The sequence below is a fragment of the Winslowiella sp. 2C04 genome (genome assembly GCF_050037805.1).
Lineage (GTDB): Bacteria > Pseudomonadota > Gammaproteobacteria > Enterobacterales > Enterobacteriaceae > Erwinia > Erwinia toletana_A.
In genome coordinates this window covers 1149902-1173455 of sequence record NZ_CP188300.1, presented here as the reverse complement: position 1 = coordinate 1173455, position 23554 = coordinate 1149902, and the positions used below count along the sequence as shown (strand labels likewise).

At 53.7% G+C, this 23554-nt stretch carries 27 protein-coding genes; all 27 read right to left on the bottom strand.

The window, feature by feature from the left end:
* Window positions 1-18: 18 nt before the first annotated feature.
* The 27 genes from ACP3TC_RS05070 to ACP3TC_RS04940 all read right to left on the bottom strand — a co-directional run bounded on the left by ACP3TC_RS05070 (window position 19) and on the right by ACP3TC_RS04940 (window position 23436).
* A complete protein-coding gene (locus ACP3TC_RS05070) occupies window positions 19-699 on the bottom strand; it encodes a hypothetical protein (RefSeq protein ID WP_426817687.1) in 681 nt (226 codons plus the stop codon).
* Window positions 699-959 (bottom strand): hypothetical protein, encoded by a 261-nt coding sequence (locus tag ACP3TC_RS05065; protein WP_426817686.1) that lies wholly within the window; start codon window positions 957-959, stop codon window positions 699-701. Before ACP3TC_RS05065 ends, ACP3TC_RS05070 begins: the two co-directional genes overlap by 1 nt.
* On the bottom strand, window positions 959-4138 hold the full coding sequence (locus ACP3TC_RS05060) for a host specificity protein J (RefSeq protein ID WP_426817685.1): 3180 nt from the start codon (window positions 4136-4138) through the stop codon (window positions 959-961). The genes ACP3TC_RS05065 and ACP3TC_RS05060 overlap by 1 nt, the downstream gene beginning before the upstream one ends.
* Before the next feature lie 56 nt (window positions 4139-4194).
* Window positions 4195-4800 carry a tail assembly protein gene (locus tag ACP3TC_RS05055; RefSeq protein WP_426817684.1) on the bottom strand — a complete coding sequence of 202 codons (606 nt, stop codon included), beginning with the start codon at window positions 4798-4800 and terminating at the stop codon, window positions 4195-4197.
* 42 nt (window positions 4801-4842) lie between these two features.
* Window positions 4843-5241 (bottom strand): hypothetical protein, encoded by a 399-nt coding sequence (locus ACP3TC_RS05050; protein WP_426817683.1) that lies wholly within the window; start codon window positions 5239-5241, stop codon window positions 4843-4845.
* A gap of 85 nt (window positions 5242-5326) precedes the next feature.
* Window positions 5327-5764, bottom strand: coding sequence for a type II toxin-antitoxin system YafO family toxin (locus ACP3TC_RS05045; protein WP_426817682.1), 438 nt, complete (start codon window positions 5762-5764; stop codon window positions 5327-5329).
* 12 nt (window positions 5765-5776) lie between these two features.
* A complete protein-coding gene (locus tag ACP3TC_RS05040) occupies window positions 5777-6319 on the bottom strand; it encodes a hypothetical protein (RefSeq protein ID WP_426817681.1) in 543 nt (180 codons plus the stop codon).
* A gap of 339 nt (window positions 6320-6658) precedes the next feature.
* Complete coding sequence (locus ACP3TC_RS05035) at window positions 6659-7381, bottom strand: C40 family peptidase (RefSeq protein WP_426817680.1); 723 nt, start codon at window positions 7379-7381, stop codon at window positions 6659-6661.
* A 2-nt stretch (window positions 7382-7383) separates the two neighbouring features.
* Window positions 7384-8136, bottom strand: coding sequence for a phage minor tail protein L (locus ACP3TC_RS05030; RefSeq protein WP_426817679.1), 753 nt, complete (start codon window positions 8134-8136; stop codon window positions 7384-7386).
* Window positions 8137-8144: 8 nt separating this feature from the next.
* Window positions 8145-8492: a phage tail protein gene (locus tag ACP3TC_RS05025; protein WP_426817678.1), complete on the bottom strand. Its 348-nt coding sequence runs from the start codon at window positions 8490-8492 to the stop codon at window positions 8145-8147.
* 40 nt (window positions 8493-8532) lie between these two features.
* Window positions 8533-11901 (bottom strand): phage tail tape measure protein, encoded by a 3369-nt coding sequence (locus ACP3TC_RS05020; protein ID WP_426817677.1) that lies wholly within the window; start codon window positions 11899-11901, stop codon window positions 8533-8535.
* Window positions 11901-12212 (bottom strand): DUF1799 domain-containing protein, encoded by a 312-nt coding sequence (locus ACP3TC_RS05015; protein WP_426818239.1) that lies wholly within the window; start codon window positions 12210-12212, stop codon window positions 11901-11903. The genes ACP3TC_RS05020 and ACP3TC_RS05015 overlap by 1 nt, the downstream gene beginning before the upstream one ends.
* A complete protein-coding gene (locus tag ACP3TC_RS05010; RefSeq protein ID WP_426817676.1) occupies window positions 12212-12523 on the bottom strand; it encodes a phage tail assembly chaperone in 312 nt (103 codons plus the stop codon). Before ACP3TC_RS05010 ends, ACP3TC_RS05015 begins: the two co-directional genes overlap by 1 nt.
* A gap of 47 nt (window positions 12524-12570) precedes the next feature.
* Window positions 12571-13248, bottom strand: coding sequence for a phage tail protein (locus tag ACP3TC_RS05005; protein ID WP_426817675.1), 678 nt, complete (start codon window positions 13246-13248; stop codon window positions 12571-12573).
* A gap of 53 nt (window positions 13249-13301) precedes the next feature.
* Entirely contained in the window at window positions 13302-13712 is a 411-nt protein-coding gene (locus tag ACP3TC_RS05000) for a DUF4128 domain-containing protein (protein WP_426817674.1), read from the bottom strand.
* Entirely contained in the window at window positions 13709-14293 is a 585-nt protein-coding gene (locus ACP3TC_RS04995) for a hypothetical protein (protein ID WP_426817673.1), read from the bottom strand. Before ACP3TC_RS04995 ends, ACP3TC_RS05000 begins: the two co-directional genes overlap by 4 nt.
* 1 nt (window position 14294) lies before the next feature.
* The gene (locus ACP3TC_RS04990; protein WP_426817672.1) at window positions 14295-14645 is read right to left on the bottom strand and encodes a hypothetical protein; all 351 of its coding nucleotides are present in this window, start codon (window positions 14643-14645) and stop codon (window positions 14295-14297) included.
* A gap of 1 nt (window position 14646) precedes the next feature.
* Window positions 14647-15129, bottom strand: coding sequence for a DnaT-like ssDNA-binding protein (locus ACP3TC_RS04985; protein ID WP_426817671.1), 483 nt, complete (start codon window positions 15127-15129; stop codon window positions 14647-14649).
* Window positions 15129-15371 (bottom strand): hypothetical protein, encoded by a 243-nt coding sequence (locus ACP3TC_RS04980; RefSeq protein WP_426817670.1) that lies wholly within the window; start codon window positions 15369-15371, stop codon window positions 15129-15131. The genes ACP3TC_RS04985 and ACP3TC_RS04980 overlap by 1 nt, the downstream gene beginning before the upstream one ends.
* Before the next feature lie 39 nt (window positions 15372-15410).
* Window positions 15411-16547 carry a P22 phage major capsid protein family protein gene (locus ACP3TC_RS04975; protein ID WP_426817669.1) on the bottom strand — a complete coding sequence of 379 codons (1137 nt, stop codon included), beginning with the start codon at window positions 16545-16547 and terminating at the stop codon, window positions 15411-15413.
* 84 nt (window positions 16548-16631) lie between these two features.
* Window positions 16632-17384: a DUF6651 domain-containing protein gene (locus tag ACP3TC_RS04970; protein ID WP_426818238.1), complete on the bottom strand. Its 753-nt coding sequence runs from the start codon at window positions 17382-17384 to the stop codon at window positions 16632-16634.
* 125 nt (window positions 17385-17509) lie between these two features.
* The gene (locus ACP3TC_RS04965; protein WP_426817668.1) at window positions 17510-18595 is read right to left on the bottom strand and encodes a phage minor head protein; all 1086 of its coding nucleotides are present in this window, start codon (window positions 18593-18595) and stop codon (window positions 17510-17512) included.
* Window positions 18567-19985: a DUF4055 domain-containing protein gene (locus ACP3TC_RS04960; RefSeq protein WP_426817667.1), complete on the bottom strand. Its 1419-nt coding sequence runs from the start codon at window positions 19983-19985 to the stop codon at window positions 18567-18569. The genes ACP3TC_RS04965 and ACP3TC_RS04960 overlap by 29 nt, the downstream gene beginning before the upstream one ends.
* A 3-nt stretch (window positions 19986-19988) precedes the next feature.
* On the bottom strand, window positions 19989-21335 hold the full coding sequence (locus tag ACP3TC_RS04955) for a terminase large subunit domain-containing protein (protein WP_342098396.1): 1347 nt from the start codon (window positions 21333-21335) through the stop codon (window positions 19989-19991).
* On the bottom strand, window positions 21274-22290 hold the full coding sequence (locus tag ACP3TC_RS04950) for a terminase small subunit (protein ID WP_426817666.1): 1017 nt from the start codon (window positions 22288-22290) through the stop codon (window positions 21274-21276). The genes ACP3TC_RS04955 and ACP3TC_RS04950 overlap by 62 nt, the downstream gene beginning before the upstream one ends.
* Window positions 22291-22296: 6 nt before the next feature.
* Window positions 22297-22545 (bottom strand): hypothetical protein, encoded by a 249-nt coding sequence (locus ACP3TC_RS04945; protein WP_426817665.1) that lies wholly within the window; start codon window positions 22543-22545, stop codon window positions 22297-22299.
* Between the two features lie 6 nt (window positions 22546-22551).
* Window positions 22552-23436: a hypothetical protein gene (locus ACP3TC_RS04940; protein WP_426817664.1), complete on the bottom strand. Its 885-nt coding sequence runs from the start codon at window positions 23434-23436 to the stop codon at window positions 22552-22554.
* Window positions 23437-23554: the final 118 nt, after the last annotated feature.

Sequence of the window (23554 nt, the reverse complement as noted above, 5' to 3'; positions counted from 1 at the left end):
CTTGTAGCGGGTTGAGATTTAATTTAATCCAAGTGATTGTCTGTAATACTGGTCGTAGATTTCAGTTTCGATATAGATACAACCAGCCGTTGACTTGAAGGCTGGCGGGTTGGTTGTCCCTGCAGTACTGACGTTATAAGGAAGCTCTCTCAGCCCTCCTGAATATCCTGCATAACAGAAGAGCGCATACGTTACCTGCGGAGGATTACTCCCCGGAATGCCGTACAGCTCCACCTTTGCAAAGCCACCAATTGCAGCGCAGGCTTTCCCTTTGATGTTATTATTCCGCGTGTAGTATTTCACTGTGAGCGGGAGGCAGTTGCCGGAATAAACCATCGTTTTATTACGATAAATATAAATTCCGTAGTCCGGCGACCACGCAACAAAATCCGAAAAGACATAAAAGCGACAATTGAGGTTATTGTAACCCGTAGAGCCAGCGCTGCCGTGAAGCCTTATCGCTTTATATCCTCCCGAGTTTATTACCTCAAACAGGCAGGAAACCAGATCGTAATTCTGCTTACAGAATATTACGCACTTACGCGACGCCGGGACGTTCGTCATAAACACCCTTCCGGGCGTGGCGGCGTGCGCGATGTCGCCGCTGTCGATAACCTGCGTCAGCACCAGGGGAGTAAAATCAGGTGAGGCAAAAAACTCCCCCGCGTCATTCCTTATCTCTAACGTATATTCGGCCATCACGCCCCCGCATAAACGAGAATGGTATAGTTTGCCGATGCCGACCAGCTTACCGTTTTGCCTGAGACAGTCACGGTGGGCGGCGTGGCGTCGTTAGGTCCGGTCGTGTAGGTGACAGTTTTCAACGCTTTTCCTTCCGGTATGTCGTATGTTCTTGTCCCTGCGCCTCCCGTAATAAAGTCCAGCATGTAATTTGCAGCCATAGAATTCAGCACGTCAAAAGACGTGCCGTTGATAAATATCTGTGCGCCGTAAGACATTATCTTTTTTTCCCTAAAACAACCGTGAGTTCATCTGCGTTGTAAACCGCCAGACCGTCCTGATCCAGCTGGACATATCCGCTACTGCCTCCATTACCGAACATAGTCAGCAGGCCGTCTTTACTCAGGTTCCATCCAGTTTTGGCGCTGGCGCTGTAGTTATCGGACTGGATGTGACTGCCGATTTTCGCGTTAGTTATCGTCCCGTCTTTGATGATGGTGTCACGCATAAATATCTGACCATTTTCCACCAGGAAAACAGAATAAGCGGTGCCGTTGATGGCGTTCATTATCGAGAACCGGTCAGCGAGGAAAAGAACCTGCGACTGCATTCCTGATGGTGTACTTTCAACGCCGATCCCCATCCCTGCAGCGTACTGCCGGCCATTGGCGTCAACAGCAACTTTGATGTTGTACTGCGCCGACAGCTTGCCTTCCGTGTCGGCCAGTGCAGTAGACGTCTGCTGAATGGCGGCGGTATTCTCACCCACGCTTGCCTGCACCTGCTCAAACTTCTGCGCATAGGCTCTGTCGTTGGTGGCGACCGTTTCTCTGACCTCAAGAATATCGGCCCTGTTTTTACCGCTGGCTTGCATCTGGTGTGTCACTGACGCATCTGAATCAAGCGCTAATTGCAGAAGCCCCTCAATATTGGTGTTAACGGGCGCGATAAGTTGCTTGAAGGCATCCGATTCTTTAATTTTTTCGTCGATATCCCCGATGATGTCATCTATGTCGGTGCTGGACTGCCCCATAATCCAGTCAGTGAAGCCACTTTCGTTACCGGTCTTGTCCACCAGCTGCGCCCGGTACCAGAAGGTGACCCCGGCCTTCAGCCCCATCTGCTGATATTTCCGCTGCGGATACGGTACGTCCGCCAGCAGCAGCGCTCCCGACCCGTCTGACGTTTCGGCGTACTGGATTTCGGTTTTCAGCGTGTCACCGGTGCCCGCCGGAAAAGCCCACGTAAGCTGAACACCAAACACCAGCGGATCGGCCTTAAAGCCAACCGGCTTTGGTGGATTACCCACTTTGCCGGTCAGCGTTTTCTCTTCTGAGTAGGCCCATCCCGATGAGATTTCGGCGGCGTTAATCGCTCTGACGCGCACCACATAGCGACCGGCGTAAATACCGGGCACCTCAAAGGAAGTGGTGGCGCTGCGCGGCACGCTGATCCAGTTGCCATCATTTCGCCGCCACTGCGCCTCGTACGAAATGGCGCTGGCGGCGTCGTCCCACGCCGCACGCAGGGTCTGCACGTTGATGCCCTGGCTCACCACATCAAAAGTACTGATATGGATATTGGCCGGTGCCGACTGGCTTCCAGCCGGGACAACGCTTATCGGGCGCTGATCGATGATTGCGCCGGTGTCAATCCGGGCGTACTTATCCGGATCGTGATAAGCAGCTGTAATGGTGAACGTGTTGTCGTTGTTATCTGAAACGCTCACCACGCGGTATTGCTGCGCGTAAAGCGTGTCTGACTCCACAATCCACACGCTTTCCGCTTCCGGCGTTTCGCTGTATGCGGTGCTGACGGTGACAGCATTACCACTGACGGACTGAATGGTGCGGCCCTGTGAGGCTCCTGAAGGCAGGTTAAGCTGAAGCCGATCACCGGCCACTGCATCGGGCTTGCGGTCCAGGGTAATCACGCGGCCATTTACCGAACGGATGCGCCCGCCGGTCACCTTGCCGGACAACAGCTCATCGGCAACACCAATGATGTAGCCAGGCTGCGGGATCATACCGTCGAGACCAACACCGAACGTTATCATGCGGTCTTTGTTATTGGTCAGGATGCCCCAGCGCCCTTTTCTGTTTGCTTCCGACTGACGGATGCAGCCGATAGCGGTCAACTCCAGCTGATTGAAGCCGTAGCGGGCAACCAGCTCCTGTTCAAATACCGGCTCCATCGCATCCGCATAAGCGTTATCCGGATCGGACCAGGATACCAGCGCGGTGGTATAGCGCGTTTTCGCGGTGCTGCTGGAATAGTTGAACAGACCGTCGATAACGTTGGCGCGGGTGTAGTTGTAATCGACGTCGCGCGGCATATCGGCCAGCGCAACAATCTGATTGCCGCCCCAGTAGGTCATGCCACGAAAGATGGCCGCAAAGTCGCGCAGCACGGTATAGGCCTCGTTGCGGCTCTGTACGTACACGTCGCACTTATAGCGCGGCTCGGTCCCGCTGCCGCCCTTACCGTCCGGCACCAGCTGGTCGCTGTACTGCGCAACCCGGTACAGCTCCCACTTATCGATATTCGCGGCGGTCAGCCGGTTGCCCAGTCCAAAGCGCTCAGTAAGCACAAGGTCATAGAAAACCCATGCCGGGTTATCCGTCCACGCCCATTTAAATACGCCTGACCATGTGCCGGAATATGACCGGGTTATCGGGTCATAATTATCCGGCACCCGGATCACCCGCCCCTTTGGTTCACAGGCAATCTGCGGTATAGAGCCATTAAACTGGCTGGAATCGAACTCGATATACAGCAATGCGGTATTGGGATAACGCAGCTTGGCGTCGATAACCTCCGTATAGCTCTGGATCGTCATCGTATCGCCAATCTTCGCGCTGTTGGCATCGGCGGTCAGCTTACGAACGCGGATTGTCCAGGAGGTCCCGGCCTGCGGCAGATTGATGCGGTGGCTGCGTTCGTAGCCCGAGGTGGTTTTGCCGGTCACAGCGGTATCCAGCACCGTTTTAAATGCTCCGCCGTCGGTCTGCAGTTCGATAGCGTACTTAACCGAGTTACCCACCAGGTCACCGTTATCTTCCTGCCTGAACAGCGAAGGCCATTTCAGGCGCACGCGCACCGCTGACAGCTGCGTGTTGGTGTAGGTGTGCGTCCAGGCGGTCGCGCTGTGTAATTCGGTACCCACATTGATTTCATTTTCAGTGCCTGGCAGACCCTGAATATAACTCTGCGCCTGGTTACCCGGTCGGAACTCCCAGTAAACGCCGCTGACATTGCTCGATCCGTCTGCGTTCTCAACCGGCGTGCCATCGACGAAAATAGTCTGGCCGGTCAGCCCACCACCGAACTCTCCCTCACCCAGTGCGAAGAGCAGCTTTGCTTTAGCGACCGACTGTAGATCATCCGGTTGCTCGACTGGCGTGCGGGCCTCTGAGCTGCCCCCTTTACGGCCCTTAATTGCGGTTGCTGTTGGCATATTGCGTCCATAAAAAAGGCCACCCGAAGGTGACCTTAGAAAAGATAGGATTCTATTTATTGCTGATCTTCAACGTAAATGCCCGCTGAAATGATTGCCCCGCCGATACGACGCTTACCGTAAAGCAGCGGTACCGGATAACCCTGCGCTGCGGTATTTGTCACGCCGCCAAACGCATAGGATGCCTGATTGTCAGCGTCTTGTTTGCTGGCGAGGCCAGTAGTTTGTGGGGATAGCATCTGGATGACGCCGCCAGCCATAAGTCCGATACCGGCACTCACCATTCCAGCGCCTACAACGCCACCTATACCAGTCCAGGAAGTCATAACTCCAACAACAGCACCAACAGCAATAAGTACTGCTCCCAATACGGTTTGGAGCAGGCCAGCTTTCTTACTACCAATCACTACCGGAACAATTCTAATAATCTCTCCTGTTACTGGATAGCCCAAATCATCTATTCCGATATTTTTCTCACCCTTAAAAACGGCGTAGGTCAATCCGCGTTTCTTACTATTATTCAAAAATTGCTCGAAGCCGTTTATGGTGCAACATAATGCCTTTACTGCTTCAGATGTAGTGCTGACCAGTCGCTCATGATATTTACCGAAAGTCTTCCCAAGCGTGCCGCTCAGTTGAATTTTTGTCATTATTTCTTGCATACTTACCTCAATTAAAAAAGGCCGCCTGAGCGACCTTTAAAATTATCTAGTTTGCCACATTCGATATTGCCCGGCGGCACCCGTTTCTGTTTCATATTCTTGATATGTACCGTTTGCTTCTAGCACAACTGATTTTCTCCATTCAGTAAGGGCACATTTGAATCTGACTGATAGAGTATGCTTGCCACTGGGAAGATACAGATCCACATATTGATTCTGCTGAAGGCCAGCAACTTCAATATCATCAACCCTTAGTACAAGAGGGCAACTTTCTCCCAATGCCGAACCAGAAACTTGCTTAGCTCTGTGGACGCGTACTTGGGTCGCACCATTCTTTTGTATGGTTATTGAAGGCTCGTATACTGTTTTAGTTGGTTCATACGGTTTTGAAGCACACCCAGCCAACACTAACGCAGACAGAAGTATAATATTTTTCATCATTCATCCCTTACTTCACAAGTGGTCAAATGATAGCAGCGGCGAGGCGCAAGGCAACGCAAAAAACCCGCCGGAGCGGGTTTATAGATTAGTTGTTGTCTTTGAAGTCTTGAGCAACTGTTGATAAATAACTCATTATTGAATGCTGCCTGGCTTTTTCATGTGCATCTGGATGCATGATTGCAATCAGTGAGTACCTATTCTCATAAAGCTCTCCTTGAACATAAACCAAGCACGCGTCACGCTCTGGATCGTCGCGTTTGCAGACCCTGTCATTTTGAGGACGATTCTTTGGGAAGGAGTTAGGAGGTAAGCACAGATGGATGTGCATCAGTCCAGATCTAAAAGCACTATACGGTTGGGTATAAGCTACATCCCTGCCAAAATAATGTGGCAATTCACCAGTGGCTTTGTAACGCTGAAAGTCTTGGAGTATTGAAGCCTCTAGCTCAGGAAACCTAAAGAAGGCTTCGTTGAAAAACTCTTCCTTAGTATGACTATTTATTGAGACTTCAATATGATCCACTTATGATTTGCCTTAATGAAGTTTTAACAACTTCATCTTGGCTGTAGTCAAAGTCGCTAATTCTTTAACGGCTAGCAAGTCCGTTTCAGAATGATACTCAATAGCATTGTGCATAAGGCCTTTTGAGAAATCATTCAATCGAGTAGCAGAGGACCTGGCTTTTGCTATGTGTCGCCAATATGCTCGTAACTCGGTAGCGATAAAATCAGGAAGATCACCAGACGAAAATGTTTTCTTAATGTCTTCTTCAAAAGCTCTCAGAAAAAGCTCACACGCTTCAGTGGTTTCAATGCCACTCTCCAAAACATACGCTCTGGCTGCATCAGAGTCCGTCTCGACCAACCTGATGTAATAGTCATCCATTGCATTCGTCAACTTGGCAAGAGCCTTGCGCCCTTCTTCCACGCTTCGAGCGTAGTCATCAAGTGATGGCGAACCACTAATGGATCTAGCCATAATAGGTGCAGGTTGAACTATGAAATCCTGAGCCATAGCAGCTGGTTGAGCCAATGGCCCACACAAAGCAGCAAATGTAATGGCATTAAACGGATTCATAACAACCTCAACTAGACCTTTAGAATTTCTGACAACTCAAGTTATCGGGTCAAAGTTTAATACCTTTAGTTATATATGAGCAATCTTAAAACCTTCATGATCAAAGCATGTTCGGCGAAGTTCGAATTGGCAAACATACACGTTCAAAGCTTTTAGACTCACTTTATCCAGTTGATAAATGCTGATGGCGTCAAAGTTCATACGCTTAGTCAGCTATCATTATTCATCCGTGCAATGTTTAAATAGCACTTTATGCAAAAAATGATGTTTTGGGCAGGACGTTCGTAGGTAGTTTGTGGTACCTGGAAGCATCAAACCTTTCCCCGCAATTCATGCCAGTTAAGTAGATCTCAATAAGCAAAATTCTTTGTATCGGACTATCTTGACAGTTCTGTCGCGCCAGTAACCGCCATACGGCACGCGCTGGCTCAGCATGCCGTACATGTGGTGCAACAGCATGTTATCGGCCAGCAGTACGCCAGCATGATTCGCGACCGGTGCCTGTACCTGCATAATCACCAGATCTCCCGGCTGTGGCTCTCCGCTAAACTCCCGGAATCCACACTCATACCAGTTATCCAGATAGCGGTTTTCTGCGCCGCTCTCCCACCACGGATAATCGACCCGGTAATCTGTCAGCTCTATGCCGTGCTGCTGCCTGAAATAGCTCATCACCAGCCCCCAGCAGTCCGTATGTCCCAGCACGAATGGTCGCTCGAGTAACGGCAGTTCCCCGCGCGGCATGATGGTACGTAAATCCCCCTCCGGCCAGCTGACGATATGCCAGGGCAATTCAGTGGCGTCACATTGGGCCTTGTCCAGATCGCTCGGCTGCGTTGTTGCGTCTGGGTGGCTGTGGACTACGGCTGTCACCGTTCCCCAGTCCTCCGCGTCAGCATAGCCCTGCGGATCGAGATGAAAATGCTCGGTCGGCTCAGCGGCCAGATTGCGGCACGGGAAATAACGCTCTACCCGGCTCTTTTGCGCGACCACTCCGCAGCACTCCAGCGGATAGCACAACTCCGCATGAGCCATAATGGCCTTAATCGTTTTATCACGCATGATTAGCTCTTGATCAGGGAGGTGCCGGGAAACCCGCCAAACGGCAACTCGTTGTTGTCGCCAAAGCGAAGTTTGCAGGCTGATAATGTGCCGTTGCAGACATCCTGTGAAGGGTCACTGACTGGATTGTTGTTTTTGTCGAAGTATCGGGTACCGGCATAGTCGCAACCATCGCCGGTGCGGTACTTTCCGCGAATGCACCACGTGCACAGGGAATGCAGCTGGCGCGTGGGGATCATCAGCCCCTGCAAGTCCATCGGGCTGGTGAGGGTAAACTCAACAGCCTGGTTGGTCTCCAGGCTTTTCGAGTCGATATAAAATACCTGCTGCTTTTCCTGCGTCGGGTCGGCGGTGCTGTTACCCTCCGCGAAGTTGCGCGCATCCAGATATTGCGCCAGCGTGTCATGAACAGTGACGGTTGCCTGCAGCATATCGTCATAAGCCAGGCACAGAGCAGTGATTGAACTGTCCAGATTGGCGACCGTCAGCTTTGGCTGCGCACTGGTACCGCTGGTACCGGCCTCGATACCTTCAATCTGACAGGGCCACGCGCTGTACTCATTACCCTGCCACCAGACAGGTTTCGCCAGCAGCTTTGATTCATCGCCGCCAGCCGCGGCTATCTCTTCCGGCGTGTGGGCGATGGTGTGCGCATGGAAGCGGAGTATGTCCGCGCCAAACTTAGAACCATCAACCTCGAACAGCCTGATCCGGTTTCCCGGCTCAAGCTTTTGCAAATCGCTGTTTAAAGCCATGATTTATCCTATGGGGCAAATGCCTGTTCAAAAGTGGCCTTCACCGTCATCACGTTGCCGCCTGCTGGCGAAGGCCGTATGGAATCCTTAACCACCCGCCAGAGTCCCGGCACGCCAAACGGTGGCGTCCAGATAAAGGATTTCGTTATGTGGGTGCGCATGAAGGTCAGCGCCGGCATCACATCGACCTGACGACCAGTGACGGTGACCGGCCAGCTCTGCGTTTCCGGATTGATGCCATCACCGGAAACCTGTTTGTAGCCGTCGCCGAACTGTGCTTCTCGCACCCGGTAATCAAATTCGCCTTCCATACCGGCCTGAATCTGCGTTCGCCAGGTGAATGTTTCGATCGCCATATTTACTCCGGGCAAAAGAAAACCCGCCGGAAGCGGGTTGTTAACGTGATTTGCTGGCTGACCATATTAGTCCCCCAGGGCGCGACTCTCGCTGAATCCCTTCAGTGACAGCACGGTCAATTGTCTGCTTATAGGCCTTCCCCAGCGCCTCGTTACTACCAGAGGTTTTCTGCTGAGTGGCGCCGGGTTGCACCACGACTGACGTCTGGACATTTACACCCGCTTCGCCGGACGATTGCAGCCCGTACATCGGCGCAGCACCGCCAACTACACCTCCCCCGGCATAACCCCGCATCATTGTGTAAAGGTTCGGGATACCAATCCTTTTGGTTGCCTCTTTGGTGAAGACAAATTCACCGCCGTGAACCACGCCTTTTGGCTCATATTTACCACCATCACCGGTATAGCCCCCTGAATCATACTCAGGGATAAAACCGCCGTTGTAAGCCATGGACAGATTGCTGTAAGCACCACCAGAAAAGGCGTTGCTGGACGTTGCGCCAGCACTGGCTGACGCCCCCGAGCTGATCCAGCCCATTGCCAGCTGAATGGCCTGGGCGATTAGCAGTTTATTGATAACCTCGACGATCATTTTAAGCATTGAGACGCCGAACTCTTTGATACTGGATTTGCCGGTCGTCACCAGGTTGGTCATCATATCGGCAAGGCCATTAAACCCTGCCTGCGCCACTTGCTGCGCCGAGCCGAAAGCATTGGTCGCACTGTCGGCATATTCAGCCCAGCCCTTTTCAGCGCCAGACAACCAGTCACCCCGCAATTTATCTTCAGCGGCGTAGTAATCCTCAGCGGCTTTCAGCTCTTCCTGATAGCCTTTATCAGAGAGGCTCCCCCCCGCGTTTTGCCAGCCGGAGGCCAGCTGTCCTTTTGCCAGTTCACGCTGGGCCAGACGGTCGCTCATCGTCGAGCCGGTTTCCAGCGCGCCGCGTTTCTCCGTCATCTGGGTAACATACTTCCGTGCGGTATCCATCCGCCTATTCAGCTGTTCCTGTGCGGTAATCTGGTCTCCGATCAGCGCTTTCTGGCGGGCCAGCTGCAGCACCTGTTCTTTGCTGGCCAGCAGTGACTGTTCCTGTTTTGACAGCTTGCGCGTAGTGGATGCCTCTTCCAGTACAGCAAACTTCGCCTCGGTGAGTTGCAAATCCTTACGCTGCTGGCTGATAACATCGGTGACAGATTTGTGGTCCTGCAGCGTTCTTAACTGCGCCTGCAGCGCCAGCAATTCAGCCTGAGCGGTGTCCCCAGCGCGGTCGCCTGCGGTTGTACTGCCTTCACGTGTTTTTTGTCGCCTTTTCTTGATGATTTCTTCCGCCGTAGCGGTGACTTCATCCTGCTGGCCCGGCCCACTGCTGACGCGACTTTGCCGTGAACGGGTGATATACCCCATCTCCCCCTCACGGACGCGCGCGTCTCTTTCCGTAACTGACTTTTGTAAATCGGCAATTTGTTGATTGGTTTCTGCAATGAAGTTTTTATTCTCGGTTGCCAAATCACCGAATACTGACTTCATGCCGGGGATTTTTTTTGTTTTATCCCACGCCGAGTCAACAAACTGAGCGATAAGCACATCGCCCTGCTTCAAAAGTATCTGAACCTGCTCAACGGTGCCCGCCACCACATCCGTGATGAGGCTGAGCGCGCCGATGGTATGCTCACCCACTGACGCCCATGACTCTGAGGCCCAGCGCTTTACGTTGTCCCACATCTGTTCAAGTGGGGTGCTGGCATCATCAATCTGCTGCATGCGGTCCTGCATGGTATCAGCAAAGATTTTAATTCCTTCCGTGACGGCGGCCTGTTTTCCCTCGGTACTTTCGAGATGCGCGATATGTTTAAGCTGGGCGACGCTGAGAAAGTTATATTGCCGGTTAAGCTCAGCCAGGGCCGAGACAGGTGATTTTTTGATTTCAGAGAAAGCGGCCTCAATTTTGCCTGCCCCCTCACCCATAACCTGCGTCCACTGCTGAGATGTTTGCGCTACAATTTTTAACTGGGAAGCCGTGTATTTTCCTGTTTCGGCGAGCCGTGAAAGTGTGTCAGCGGCTGCACCAAGGCCGGAATTTGTGCTGTTACTGACAGCCGCAGCCATATCCCAAAGTTGCGAGGTGGTTGTGGCCGAAGCCCCCCCGGTAATCACTATGGCTCGGTACAGGGAGCGGTTGGCATCCTCAGCCTGCCACGCAGCAACCGCCATCGCAGTCAGAGCGATGCCGAACCCGCCCACCAGCAGGCGTGCAGGAGTGAGATAGCCAACAAGCCCTTTCGCATGGTCTGCATTCTCTGCCAGTGCATTAGCATTTTCAGAAAGTGACTCGGAGGAATCCTCTGACGCATCCTTTACGCCCAACAATTCCTCTTTGATAACCTGAAATAATCCACCCAGTCCACCAAATGAATCCGAAATCTGGCCGCCCTGCTGCATCATCACCATCCAGAGAGGCATGCCGCCTGCAATCGATGTCGCGATGTCAGTGAACTGTGCGGGTAGCATCCTCAGCGCCTGGCGATACTGACCCGCAGATATGGTCCCTTTCTTCCACGCCTCATCCTGCTCTCGCAGGCGGGCAATAAAGGGCGCGGCCTGGTCTGTCACTCCAAGTTCAGCCGCTTTCATCTGCATCAGTTCAGTACGCGTTTTACCAATCGCGCTTGCCTGATCCTGCAATGAACGGATATAGCTGTTACGGGTGTTCTCAGCGCGACGCGCCTCTGCAGCAGCGGAACGTTCTGCTGCCTCCTGCTCTGCTATTGCCTGCTTTAATCCCCGGGTGGCAATGGCTGCGGCACGTTTCTGATCGGCCTCACGCGCGACCGCCCGTTCCTGCTCACGCATCTGCGCGATAATGGGCGCGGCCTGCTCACTGATACCCATCTGCGCGGCACGGTACTCAGCAATATCCGCTTTTGAGGCTTTGAAGGTCGCGGTCTGGGCAGTTATGGTCTTGAGAAACGCCTCCTGCGAGGCGGCGGCCTTCTGTGCTGCCTGAGCCTGCTCAAGTTTGGCGCGGCCTTCAGCAGTCTCTGCCTCCATAACTTTGCCGAGCTTATCCCGGGTAGTATCCAGCACGGCCGCATAGCGGGCAAAGTCTTCATCATCGATCATGCCCTTGCCGCGAAACGTCGCCAGGCTGCTTTGCAGGTCCTCCAGCTCATTAAGCGCACGGTTTACCGGGCTGATTTTATTCAGCAGGTTTTGCAACTCCTGCTGTTGCTCCTTTAGCGACTGCGCGTTCTTCTTTTGCGGCTCAGCACCAGCCCTGAAAACGCGATTCAGATCATCAGCCTTATTTGCCGCACCGCCGGCTGTCTGCTGGAATCTGTCGAGTTCCTGATTGCCTCGTTCCAGCTCTGATGTATTCACCCGGAGCGAAATTGTAGCGATATCGGACATTACGCCCTCCTGTGAATCATCGTCAGCGCCGCGCTTTCCATCACCCGGACATCATTAAGTGCGGTTGCCTCATTCTCTACGCCGATCAGCTTCATCAGCCACGGCAGCACGTTGTAGTCGAGGCCGATCACGCCGCCCATGCCGGTTCGCCACTGCGTGCTCATCGAGCGGAAAACCTCGAACGCCGGCCATACGTCGGGCCAGACATCAATGGTCTGTTCCTCTTCGGTGTAGTCGTCAGCGCTGAGGCCGAATGCGGCGAGGTCTTCGGTCGAGGGGTCAGGCGTATAGAATGCCGAGGCAACCGCTATCAGTTTTTTTCTCGGTTAGACATCAGTTCGGTGTAATAAGCTCGGGTCACCGACTCCAGTGCGCGCGGGTAGTTGTCCAGTAAGGTTTCAAGGTTGTCGCGGCCAAACTCATCGGGAAGCGCCCAGGCTTCAGTGATGTCCAGCAGGAAATCGACTGCATTCTTGCCTTCCATACTTTCAATGCTTGCCAGCGCTTTGAGCGGCTTATGTTTAAAGGTGAACGTGATTACGCCGTCCTCTTGCCCGGCGCGCGGGATCGAGACGTCGACTTTAAACGTTGGATTTGGCTGAAGCTGAAATTTTGCTGTCATAATATTCTCTGCATTAAAAGCCCGATTCCGGGCTTGTGATTCAATGATTAGTCAGCCGGAGCCTGAACCGTGTCTTTATAAAAGGTCATATCACGCGACTGGATAGCAAAAGCCGGCTGCACCGTCTCAATACTGTTAACGGCAGTGGTTGGCTGTGAGTCGAAAGACGCCTGACCTGACCAGTAACGCATTTCTTTCGCCTTGGGTACGTACATGCGCAGCGGCAGCGTATCGCCTGAGCGATCGGCAGCGGCAAGCAACGTATAAATCGGCAAGGTGGAGTCGTGCGCCATGGTAAAGGTCTGCGACTTGGCCGCTTTATAGGTCGCCAGGTTACGCTGGCGATCGTCGGCGAGGAACTGAACCTGCGTATACTGCTGGTCACCGCCGGACTGCGCCACTTCAGTGATTTGCGGGATTTCAGTCCATTCAGTGACCTTTCGCAGTGAACCAGCACCTGCGCCAGCGGCGAAGTAGTTGGTATCAGAACTGTTAATCACACCGATCGTCACGCTGGTAGCGGTCTGCGCCGACACGCGCGCCACCAGATTGTCGATCAGGCTCCAGCCGCTGGAAATCAGTACAACATCGCCGACCGCCAGCCCGTGACCGGTCGCAACAGTAAATACAGCGCTATTAGCATTCGACACAGCCGTCACCGCTACTGCTGCAGCAAGTTTCGAACCGACGAATACGGTCGCGCCATTAGGCAAAGCAAAACCCACGATGGTCTTCTCCGAAGTGTGTATTAAAAAAACCGGCACCGGCCGGTACAGGGTTACTGCGAGATATCAGCGCGATAGTTCATGCTGATTGGGATGGTGTAGGTGGTATCGTTGGTTATTCCTGCATATTGCGCGGGTTCACCGTTGATATAGCAGCTGAAACCATCGCCCTGCATTTCGGTACCGTTGGCAAAGAGCGCTTCTATCTGGCTGGCGATAGCTTTACCGGACGCGCGCCCTTGCGCCGCCGGTATCACAACGCTCACCTGATAAACACCGATAAACACTTTACTGCGCTGGCTAAGGTCGATGGCATAGGGCGCGGCGGGCATATCGTGAGATTCAAGGTAAACTCCGCCGGGCGGATCGAAGCTGATGTTTTCATATGCCACTGGCAGCGCCTTCTCATCAGCCCATTCGCCCAGTCGGGCTTCCAGCAGGCTGGTGATATCAGGGCGGCTCACGGCTGCACCTCGCGCGCGGCTTCATCAAAGTAACGCTGAACTTCAGCGGCGGTGATCCGCACCATACCGCCGGGCGCCTGCTTCGAATGCCCGAACTCAAGCGGATAGGCATAAGGCACGTTATTGCAGAAATAAACCGATGTCATGCCAACACGAAACTGCTCGATCACCAGATTTCCGGCGGCGATGGTGGTATTACCTGATTTATCTATGCGGCCAGTTTCGCCCTCTGCCTGCTGATTGAACGACACCTGCCAGTTACCACGAAAGCGACCGCCGGTATAGCCGGGCGGTGCCTTGAGGCCCATGCTGTCGTTCACCTTCATCCCCTTACGCAGCCGCCCGGCTTTCGTCAGGTTGTCCGGATTCTGGCGCAGCAGGCTGTTGTGTTCGGCCACTGCACTGTTATAAGCGGCCGCCGTCTGATTGATCGCCCATAACTCAGGATTACCAACCGGGGACATCTGCACCAGCCGCGCCAGTATCTTGATGGAAACCGTGCGTACCACTGCTTCCTGATTGGCTTTTGCCTGGCTGACAAACGCATTAATCGACGCCATAAAGGATTGGTTTTGTGACATGTCACGCCCTCAATTGTGCGCGATAGCAGAGCACCAGCGCGCCGGGCTTTACGGGATTGGGTTTAACGATGCGGTGGCGTTTGCCATCAACATCGACCAGATCACCAATAGCCAGCTCGGCATCTGCGGTAAATACGACTCGCACGTCACCGGAGAGAATCAATTTCCCGTCGATTTCTTCCGGCTTGTATTCGGTGCGAACGCCAGTCGCGGTGAACGCCAGGTCAGGGTCGTGAACCTCTTTGCCGCCAACCATGCTGATACCGCCTTTGCGGATAACGTCGTACGCCATGCCGTTGTCAGTCAGCAGGCGTTTGGTGGTAGCGCGCATCCGCAGGTAATTGATCGCCATCTCAGCCTCTCACAACACTAATCTGACCGCTGGCGGTTACCATTCCGCGTAGCAGCCCGCCAAGCCATGTAAAAGACGGTGCCGCTGCACGGCTACCCTGTGCATACGTCACGCTGACCGCCCCCGATACCGCTTCCTGCAGTACTTCAGCACCGCCGGTGAATGAAGGTTGCAGGTCCGTTTCCTGCGCTTCAACAGCGAGACGACATTGTGCCTGAATCAGCTGTTTCGGTATCGTGCTGCCGGGAAGCGTTGCGCCATCCACCACCACGCATGTACGCGGCCACGCCTGCGGCTGCTCGGGCCGTGTACGGATGCCCTTCCATTTCATCCCGGCCAGGTAATCCATTGCCTGCAGCAGCAACCGTTCGCACTCAGCATCTTCGACGGGTAATTCATAACCGCGACGGTCAGCCAGGTCGCGCAGATCGGCAACGCTTGCGTAGCTCTCGAAGTCTGGTGAGCCAGTGTCTGTGACTAGCATTAAGCCTCCTCACCACTTTCCTTCAGCCAGCCCTCATCGATCCAGAGTTCTACATCATTCGGGTGAACATCTGCCTTGACCGGGCCGCGTGAGTGAGAGGGTGCAAGGCGGTACATGCGGATCAGTTCCGGGACTTCCGGGACTTCCGGCAGGCCTGTAATCTCATTCTCATCCTGTCCGGCAATCTCTTTCTGCTTTAGCGCCTCACGTTCTGCGCGCTGTTCTTTGGTTAATCCAGCCATATAGCCTCCTGATCCAAAAAGGGGCCGTAGCCCCATCGATTAGCCCAGCAGCAGGACAGCATGAGCCGGTTTAACGGAAGCCACCCCCCACGCCAGGCCAACTTCATAACGCACCTGACGATACTGGCGGTACAGCGCCACCTGAAAGGTGATACCGGAAATCGGATCGGTAACGTTCATTACGTCATCAGCTGAGTCACCGCCCTCTGGCATTGCAGGAGTACGGGCTGCCAGCAGGAAGGCGTTGCGATCGAATGCCATGTTTGCCGTGAAAGTACCACCAACTGAGATTTCAGTATTGTCGGCAAGAGACTGGCGCAGGCCTGGCGCGGCAAGAGTAATTGTCGATGCGGTGGAAGCAGCAACAACATACTGGTTATCGTCTCCGTCAAAGGTCACCACGCGCCCCTGATCGATACCTCCAGTGCCGGTATCAATAGCGATAATGATATCGCCCTCCTGTTTAGCGCCATTCACCAGATAGCCCGTACCGGCGGCACCTGTTACGCGTTTAACGCCTGCAGATTCATGAATGTTAAAACCTTCAAGGCGACCGATTACCCCTTCACGCAGCAAGGAGTCAGTACCGGCCTCGTTAGTCTTAAACAGAACGGACTGTTTGCCACGCAGATTGGTGATGGCAGAGGAACCCAGCACCATCTGCATATCAGTGGTAGGGGAACCGTTATCCGAAAGAACCTGCCGAGCCTGTGCCGCATCAGTAAAATCCTCTTTAACACCAAAAGGCGTGGTGCCGGCGGTGCCAACGGCGCGCGATGTGCCGTAGTAAAGCGAACCGAGATCGGCGTCCACCTCATTAGCCAGCGCACGGAATGCCTGTTTGAACTGATCGGCCAGGATGGTGTTATAGGTACCGGATGGGCCAATAGCCAGCTGCTCTTCTCCGTTCCATTTAACCGGAGCCATTTTTGACTTAGTGATTTTTACATCAACGGTGCCAATGTCCTGATCACCGTTGTTCGGCGCGGTCGGTCCCGGCTCGATATCTACGGTCGTAGCCACTGGTGCCACCGGGGCGGTAACCGTCTGCCCTTTGGCCGCAGCATCGGCTTTGGCATTACGAGAGACGGCGGGGATAAAGCCAACCTGCTCGCGGCTGACCACATCCAGAGCGGTGTAGATAGTCGGGATCAACCCAGTGAGGGTGTTAGACATTTGGTAATTTCCTTTGCGATTTGAGGGATGATATTTGAGCTATCCAGCTCTGGCGCCGCACCTTTTCCAAAGCACGACAAAGGGTTAGTCGACGATGCTGACACCGTCTTTAAGTGCAGACTGCTTGCCCGCGATATCGAGCGAATCAAACGCATCGCGCTTCATGGTTTTCTGACCTGCCTGATGTTGTGACTGCTGAGAGCCACCACCGCTGGTACCGGATGCTTTAAGAATGTGGTCTTTCTGGGGGTATTGCTCGACCAGGAACTCAAGGGCTTCATCAAAATCGGCAAGCTCACCGGGCTTGGCCCGCGAGTAAACTTTATTGCCGCTGCCGTCGTAGGCAACAACCTTACCGTCTTCAATTTTGAAGGAGTTTCCAAAGCGTGACTGAACAAAGTCAGCCGGGATCGCCATCTTCTCCTGAATAAACTTAGAGCCGCCGAAGCGCCCGCCAATCATTTCACCGTAAAGCTGTTGCTCAAGCTTCTGGCTCTTACTGTTAGCTTCCTCCAGCTGAGCCTGAAATGATTTGGTGATATCAGCTTTCACCTGGTCTACAGCTCCCGCGTCGATCAGTTTCTTCTGGTCAATCTTTGTCAGGGTTTCCAGTGCTTCCAGCGCTTTAGTAGGATCAGTGATGCCTGAGAACTTGCTGAGCTGTGACTCAGCCGCCTCCTTGGCTTCACGATGGCTTTTTGCCTCCCCATTTAGCGCGGTGATTTTGCCAACGGCCTGCGCTGCATCGAACGCGATTTCTTTGCCGTCATCGTGGATATAAACCGGCATACCGTTTTCAACAACTACATGGCCGTTTGCATCAAGTTTCAGTTTCATGGTTTCTCCGGGCCTTCCGGCCGCTGTTAAGGGGTCATCCGACCCGGCGCCGCGTTGCATCCGCTATCGGCTGGCATAAAAAAGGCCGCCTGTTGGCAGCCTGATAAAAGATGATTTATTAGCGACTATTTCAGCACTTTGAGTTGTGCCAGCGTTAGCCATTCGCCTCTGTCGGTGAACATATCGCCCAGCTGCAGTTCACCGGCGCGATACATTCTTCCCCGCTCGGTACCCAGTACCTGATCCTGTCGATCGGGTGACTGCCGCGCCAGCCATTCAAGATAGGTGGTGTTTTCCGGTACCTGCCCATCCATGCTGGCACGTGTTCCTGCATCCATCTCGTCGCTGTCGATTCCCAGTTCACGCCATGACTTGGTCACCAGCGTTTCAGTCGATCGGCAGCAAAAATGAATGCGCCCCGGCCCCTGCAAATACGGGATTTTGTGTCCGACGGGTTTGTTATCCAGTGTGTAGCGTTTACGGTCGCGAATGATACAGGTTGGCGTGGTTTTGTTATCGAGGGTGGAAAGCCAGTCCTTGCAATCGACGATATCTTTATTAGCCTGGGCAAAGCTGTCGCGCGCCTCCGCAGCTAAATGGTTGACAGCAGATTTAGCGATGCTCATTGCATTGGCACGGCTTATCTGCAGCGCGCCATCCTGATAATTACTGTTGACGGTACCGCGTACTTTTCTGGCTATCTGTTCCGTGGTATCGCCAGCCATGTAGCCGGCGCGAACAGCATTACTGATCCGCGTGATGCGATCGGCGTCCAGATTATCAGCCCATTCTTTTAGCAGCCGGCCCTGAAATGGCCGGGCCATCGCAGCGGCGTAAACCATATCCGGCGTGATAGCCGCCAACGGATAATGCCGTAGCACCGCCTGCGGTAACAGGTTGTGAAACAGGTCGAACTGATAGCCGGCTTCATATTCAGCAAAAGCCAGCAGCTCATCGGCCAGCGTACCAAATGCGCCCTGCACCGCCGTTTGATTAACCTTGCGAACACTTCCCAGCAGGCTCTCCAGACGGTTCACAGTGAAGCCATCCCGGCCAAGATTGTCCATTGCCACCAGCAGGCGCGCTGTAAGCTCAGCGTCGCTCTCGTTGAGGATTTCAACCATGCTGCGTGCAGCGCCCGTACCGTAGCGACTGACAAACAGTGAGTGCGCGATACTCTCATCACTCAGTCGGTTGTTTACCGTTGCCATTCTTACCGCCAATCATGTTAGGAGGTGGATTGTTAAGTTCGTCGATAATCGCTTCCGGTTTAGCGTCCGGATCGATAATACGTAGGCTCTGCAATGCACGGACTGCATCGACCTGACGAATATCGCCGCCAGCACGCAATGACTGTATAGCCAGCGCTGCTGGCGCGTTAATGCTCTGTTCGGCTGCTTCCAGCTCCGTGCGCACATCGACATTGCCGCCATCCGGCAAGCCGAGCCATTCGGCCATGACCTGCAAAATATTATCCAGCGCATCCTCAAGCGAGTTCGCCATAGTGTAGAGCGGCGAGTGCTCCTGCATGCGTTCTTCGTTGGTCTGATCGACTGATTTGGTGGAGGTGTTTTCAGCGCGCAGCAGTTTAGCGCCCGCCTGACGCATCTGCTGTTCCAGATCGGCCAGTGACTCCTTGCCGGAATCTACTGAAGCGCCGGTATGCTCGGTGTATTCAATACCCTGTAGCTGACGATTGTCAAAGCGCATGGCGCTGGCAGAACCTATTGTCAGCTCCTGCCCCTCAGCCAGTCCGTACACGCTGAGGATCGGCACCCGCGCAACGTGCAGGATGTTGTCTTGCTCACTCTGACTCTGCCAGTGCTTGATATTCAGCATTGCCAGATTCATTAGCGGCGGGGATCCACACATGAAGCCGGTACGCTTGGTATAGAAAGTAACCAGCGTGATATCCTGCCGGGAGGTGGACCACTCATCGTGGAGCGCCCACGTTATAGCGCCATCGTCACCCGTTGATTTACGGTAAATCTGGACTTTCCCGGGCGTCATGTAGCGGATTTGCTCGACCTTCTTCTGGCCGAAATCCCCGGACTTCTCGATCACCACCTCTTTGATGCGCAGCTCGGTCAGTATTACCCGACCGTCAACCGCAGCGGATTCCCAGCCAATAACTTGCCGCGGATTAATCAGGGTAGCGTAAGGTCTGGCGCCGCTGGCCTTCTCCTGGGCTTTCGTCCGTGTTTTCTGAGTATCAACGCGGGGATAATCCACAAGCGCATGAGCAAGCCCATACTGTGATGCGAGGCGGAAGAACTCCTGCGCCCATACATCAAGCCGGTTACCGGCCAAATCAAAGTTTTTAGCGTAATTGACAATCTGGTCAGGCGTTTCATCGCTCATCTTGACCGGCTCAGCAAAAACCCGCCCGACATTCTGGCTGATGGTTTCCTCATACGCAGGCAACAGCGTGGCGACGCTCAGGCGGTGCTTGTACGCCTCTTCCTCTTCGTTAGGCCATTTCGGCAAATAAGCCTTGCCTAACGTGCGCATATACAGCGTGCCGCCCATCAGGGCGTCGTTGATGTCCCACGCCTCGATCATGTTCCCATAGTCGAGATTGGGGGTTGAAATATCTGGCATGGTTTACATCCGTAGTGGGGTTGATTTGCCCTGCGGCTTCTTGACTGGGAAAAGGTATGCGATTGGATAACCGCCGGCGTCATTTCCGTGGTCAAAGCCTCCCTTCTTGTCAGGTTCTCCAGCATCGTTATAAATCTGACGCTCAAGGCAGTGCGTATACTTGGGGCATTTATGGGTGTTAACGCGCATGCGCCGTTCACCATATGTATTGCAAAGCATGCCGTTCATCGCATTCACCCTGTCTTTCACTGCTGGGTTGGTTGGATTCACGTTCACCGTAAAACCAGCGGCTTTGAGAAGTGCTATATCTGACTCACTGGCATTGCTCGATTTTCTGTTATCGCCGGAGGCATCAGGATATATGGCGATTTTATGCCCAACGAAACGTTCCTGCAGTTTGGTGATCATCGCTGGCGTGTCGAACACCTCCATCAACTCATCAACTGCGCATGGCAACCCTTCGCGCATGACGTAAACAACGGCGGCCATCTTGCTGACGTTAAAGTCCATACCGATGTGCAGCGCGTCATTTGGGCGTAGGCTTTCGTCGGTGTGGTTCTGGCGGCGGTCAAAACAGTAGTAAACAACCCCCTGATAGTTTTCGAAACTGGCTTCATACTCCTGGCGAAAAGTGCGCGGATCCATTTTTCGCCGGGCAGACTCCAGTTCCTCCTCTGGAACATTGCCGCCATCAACAGACGTATAACTCCAGCTGCGATGGTCTGGCTCCCTGCCATCCTGTCCGGCAAGATAGGTGTCATAGCAATGATTGAAGCCTTTGGGTGTGCCGATCCGCAACGCATGCCCGCCGATGTAGAGCACGCCATTGACGACATAACGGCATGTTGACAGCATCGGGCGGATAACCTCCTCCCATGCTGCATATGGGCAGTCCGCCCATTCATCCACCAGCACAAAGAACAGACCTGACCCACGCAGATCGTCATAGTTGTTCAGTCCAACGCAGCGAATGATATGCCCGCTACGCAACGTTATAGACAGCTCAGTCTCATTCGGCTTGGTTGCGCGCCAGTGAGCGGGGATCGCCTGCTTTAACCGCCTCCAGAACACACGTTTTGCCTGCTTCTGCGTCGGGGCGCAGTACCAGATTTCATCCTCAACGCTGACCTGCCATTTCACGGCCAGACGAGCAGCGCGGCGTATCTCAGCTTTACCCAGGAAGGTTTTGCCAAAACGCCGTCCGCAGACAGCATCCCGAAAACGTGCAGATCGCTGCCAGCCCCACGCATAGATGTTTGCCTGTTTCGGCGTGAGGCTTACTGAGCCTTCAGAGAATTGGGTTGTCCGGGAGTGGTTCATCAGGGTTAAGGCTCTGCAGTTGATAATCATCCTCAAGCCCGTCCGGCTTATCGGAGCGCGCCAGTTCACGACGGAGCTGATCAACCTCGAGCTGCTTCCGCTCCAGCTCCAGCCGCCGGTTCTCAATCTCGATCTGCTGCAATTTCTGCGTGAATTCGGTATCTGCCAGGCCGATCCGCTTCGCCACCGCTTCGAACATCCGTTCCCGGCTTATGCTGGCCAGCTCAATGCCGTTTTTGCCTACCTTCGTACCGGAGTAAGCGAGGCGGGCAATCGGCGGCAGTTCGCGTGTGTCCTGAATATACGGACGGCCAAGCCCCTCGCCATTGCAGCGCGGGCATTCTGGATTAGCGGGCTTCGTTGCATCGTAGCCGTAGCCACCTGCGTCAACTGGTTCACGTTGCTTTCGCTCAATCGCCTCAAGATGCTTCTCGTCAAACTCGACCATATCGCGCCACTGGTAGTTATGGCCGAAGCCCCAGCAGTATCGACAGCAGCCCCGCCGGTATTGCGACAGCTCGTTAGCATCGAACGTGGCCAGTTGCCACATCTGCGTAAGAACGGTATCCGCCGAAATCAGCACGCGGGACATCTGCGCAGTCTGCTGCTCAGTGATGGCGTCGATTATTGAAGGTTTTTGAAGCAACTGATATCCAAGTTGCCCGGCAGACGCAACGCTGTACCCGGCGCGGACAGCGGCCTGAGTAGCGTTGTTATCTTTGAGATACTCGGCAACAAACCGACGTTGCTGGTCGGTCAGGTTGTCATTAGCAACGAGCTGTTTTGCGCTGCGCTTTGACTGCGCACTGCGCACTTTCTCCTGCGCAGTTGTTTGCGCATTATGCGCAGAAGGGTGCTTGATATAGCGGCGGGCCGTGGAGTAGTTGTAACCCCGCGCCTCGCACCACTCTTTCGGTGAGATTCCAGATATGGCGTGATCGGCGAGGAACTCTTTTTGAATGGCCCCCCAATCCGGTTTTGCCATGGGTTATTAGTCCTGTGTAACAGCCAGCAGCATATTCCCGGAATTGCTGTGCGCTCTGGCATAAATCTTTCCGCTTGCCTGAAATGCGTTATTGGCTGCGCCAGCCTGGATAACATGACCACGTAGTTGATTAGAGGGCATCGAATCAGACTGGCAAATATCACCGTAACCTTCAACGCAGGATAAAAGCGCATTGCTTGCACTCTCCAGCACCAGCGTCCACGTGTTACTTACGCTCAGGTTTATCGTCGGCATTCCCTACTACCCTCCAAATACAATTTCTTGAATGTATCGCTCAGACCAGTTCTTCTGCGCGAAAGGCAGCGAGAACGTATCATCAGGCGTGTTGTAATCGTCTGACGTACCGTCGCTATAGCGGACTATGATTGATTGAACTGCTGACGTATCTACAACGACGGATGAAGCGGCGCGGATTGCTGTATCGTCATTGGTAATAATCGGTGACGTTGCCAGTGAGCCTGTTTCTACCTGAACAAATCCGGTGAGTATTGAAGTACTGCCGTGTTGACGATAGAACGACGTGACGAAATTGCCCGGCTGTAATCGCTCGCTGAGCGCCAGCAGATACGTACTTGAATCTTTTCGCGCTGTATAAGTGCGAATTTGAGCAACAGCGGTTAGCGTGAATGGAACGACTATTCGATTCCAGAAATCAGGAATAACCTCTGGCGTGGTTTGCTCAAGAATCCAGGAACTGTTGGTTGCATTATAAACCGCATAAAGATCGTAGGATGATGAAACCTCCCCGATGTTTCCCCCGTCCGGACCGATGCCAGTACCCAGCGGCAGCGTTGTACGCCAGGCTCCTGTAGCTGACGACGTTGCGACATTCCCGCGCATCAGGCGCTGGTAGTTTGTCGCTGATGGCTCCGGTTCATGCCTGCCTACCACCAGCCCGTTCCTATACTCAAGCGGCCACACATTTTCGTCTGACGTTACCAGCACATTGTCAGCAGTCCAGTAAAAATGAGGTGGGCCTGTAAAAGTGATGCGGGGATCGAGTATAGATGAAAGCAGGTTAATCGAATCTAATCTCTTACCGCCGCCAATCGTTAAAACGCCGGGAATCCAGATGCCACTGCGTTTTGTCGATCCGATGACTGGAGCGCTCTGCATTGCTAACATTGCTTCCACTCCCTAATCTTTCCAAATGGATCCCGGTCCAGTTTTTTATGTGGCGTCTATTTGTTTAGAGCCATTATGATGCCCGGTACGCCGAGCATTGTGATGACAATAAAAAACC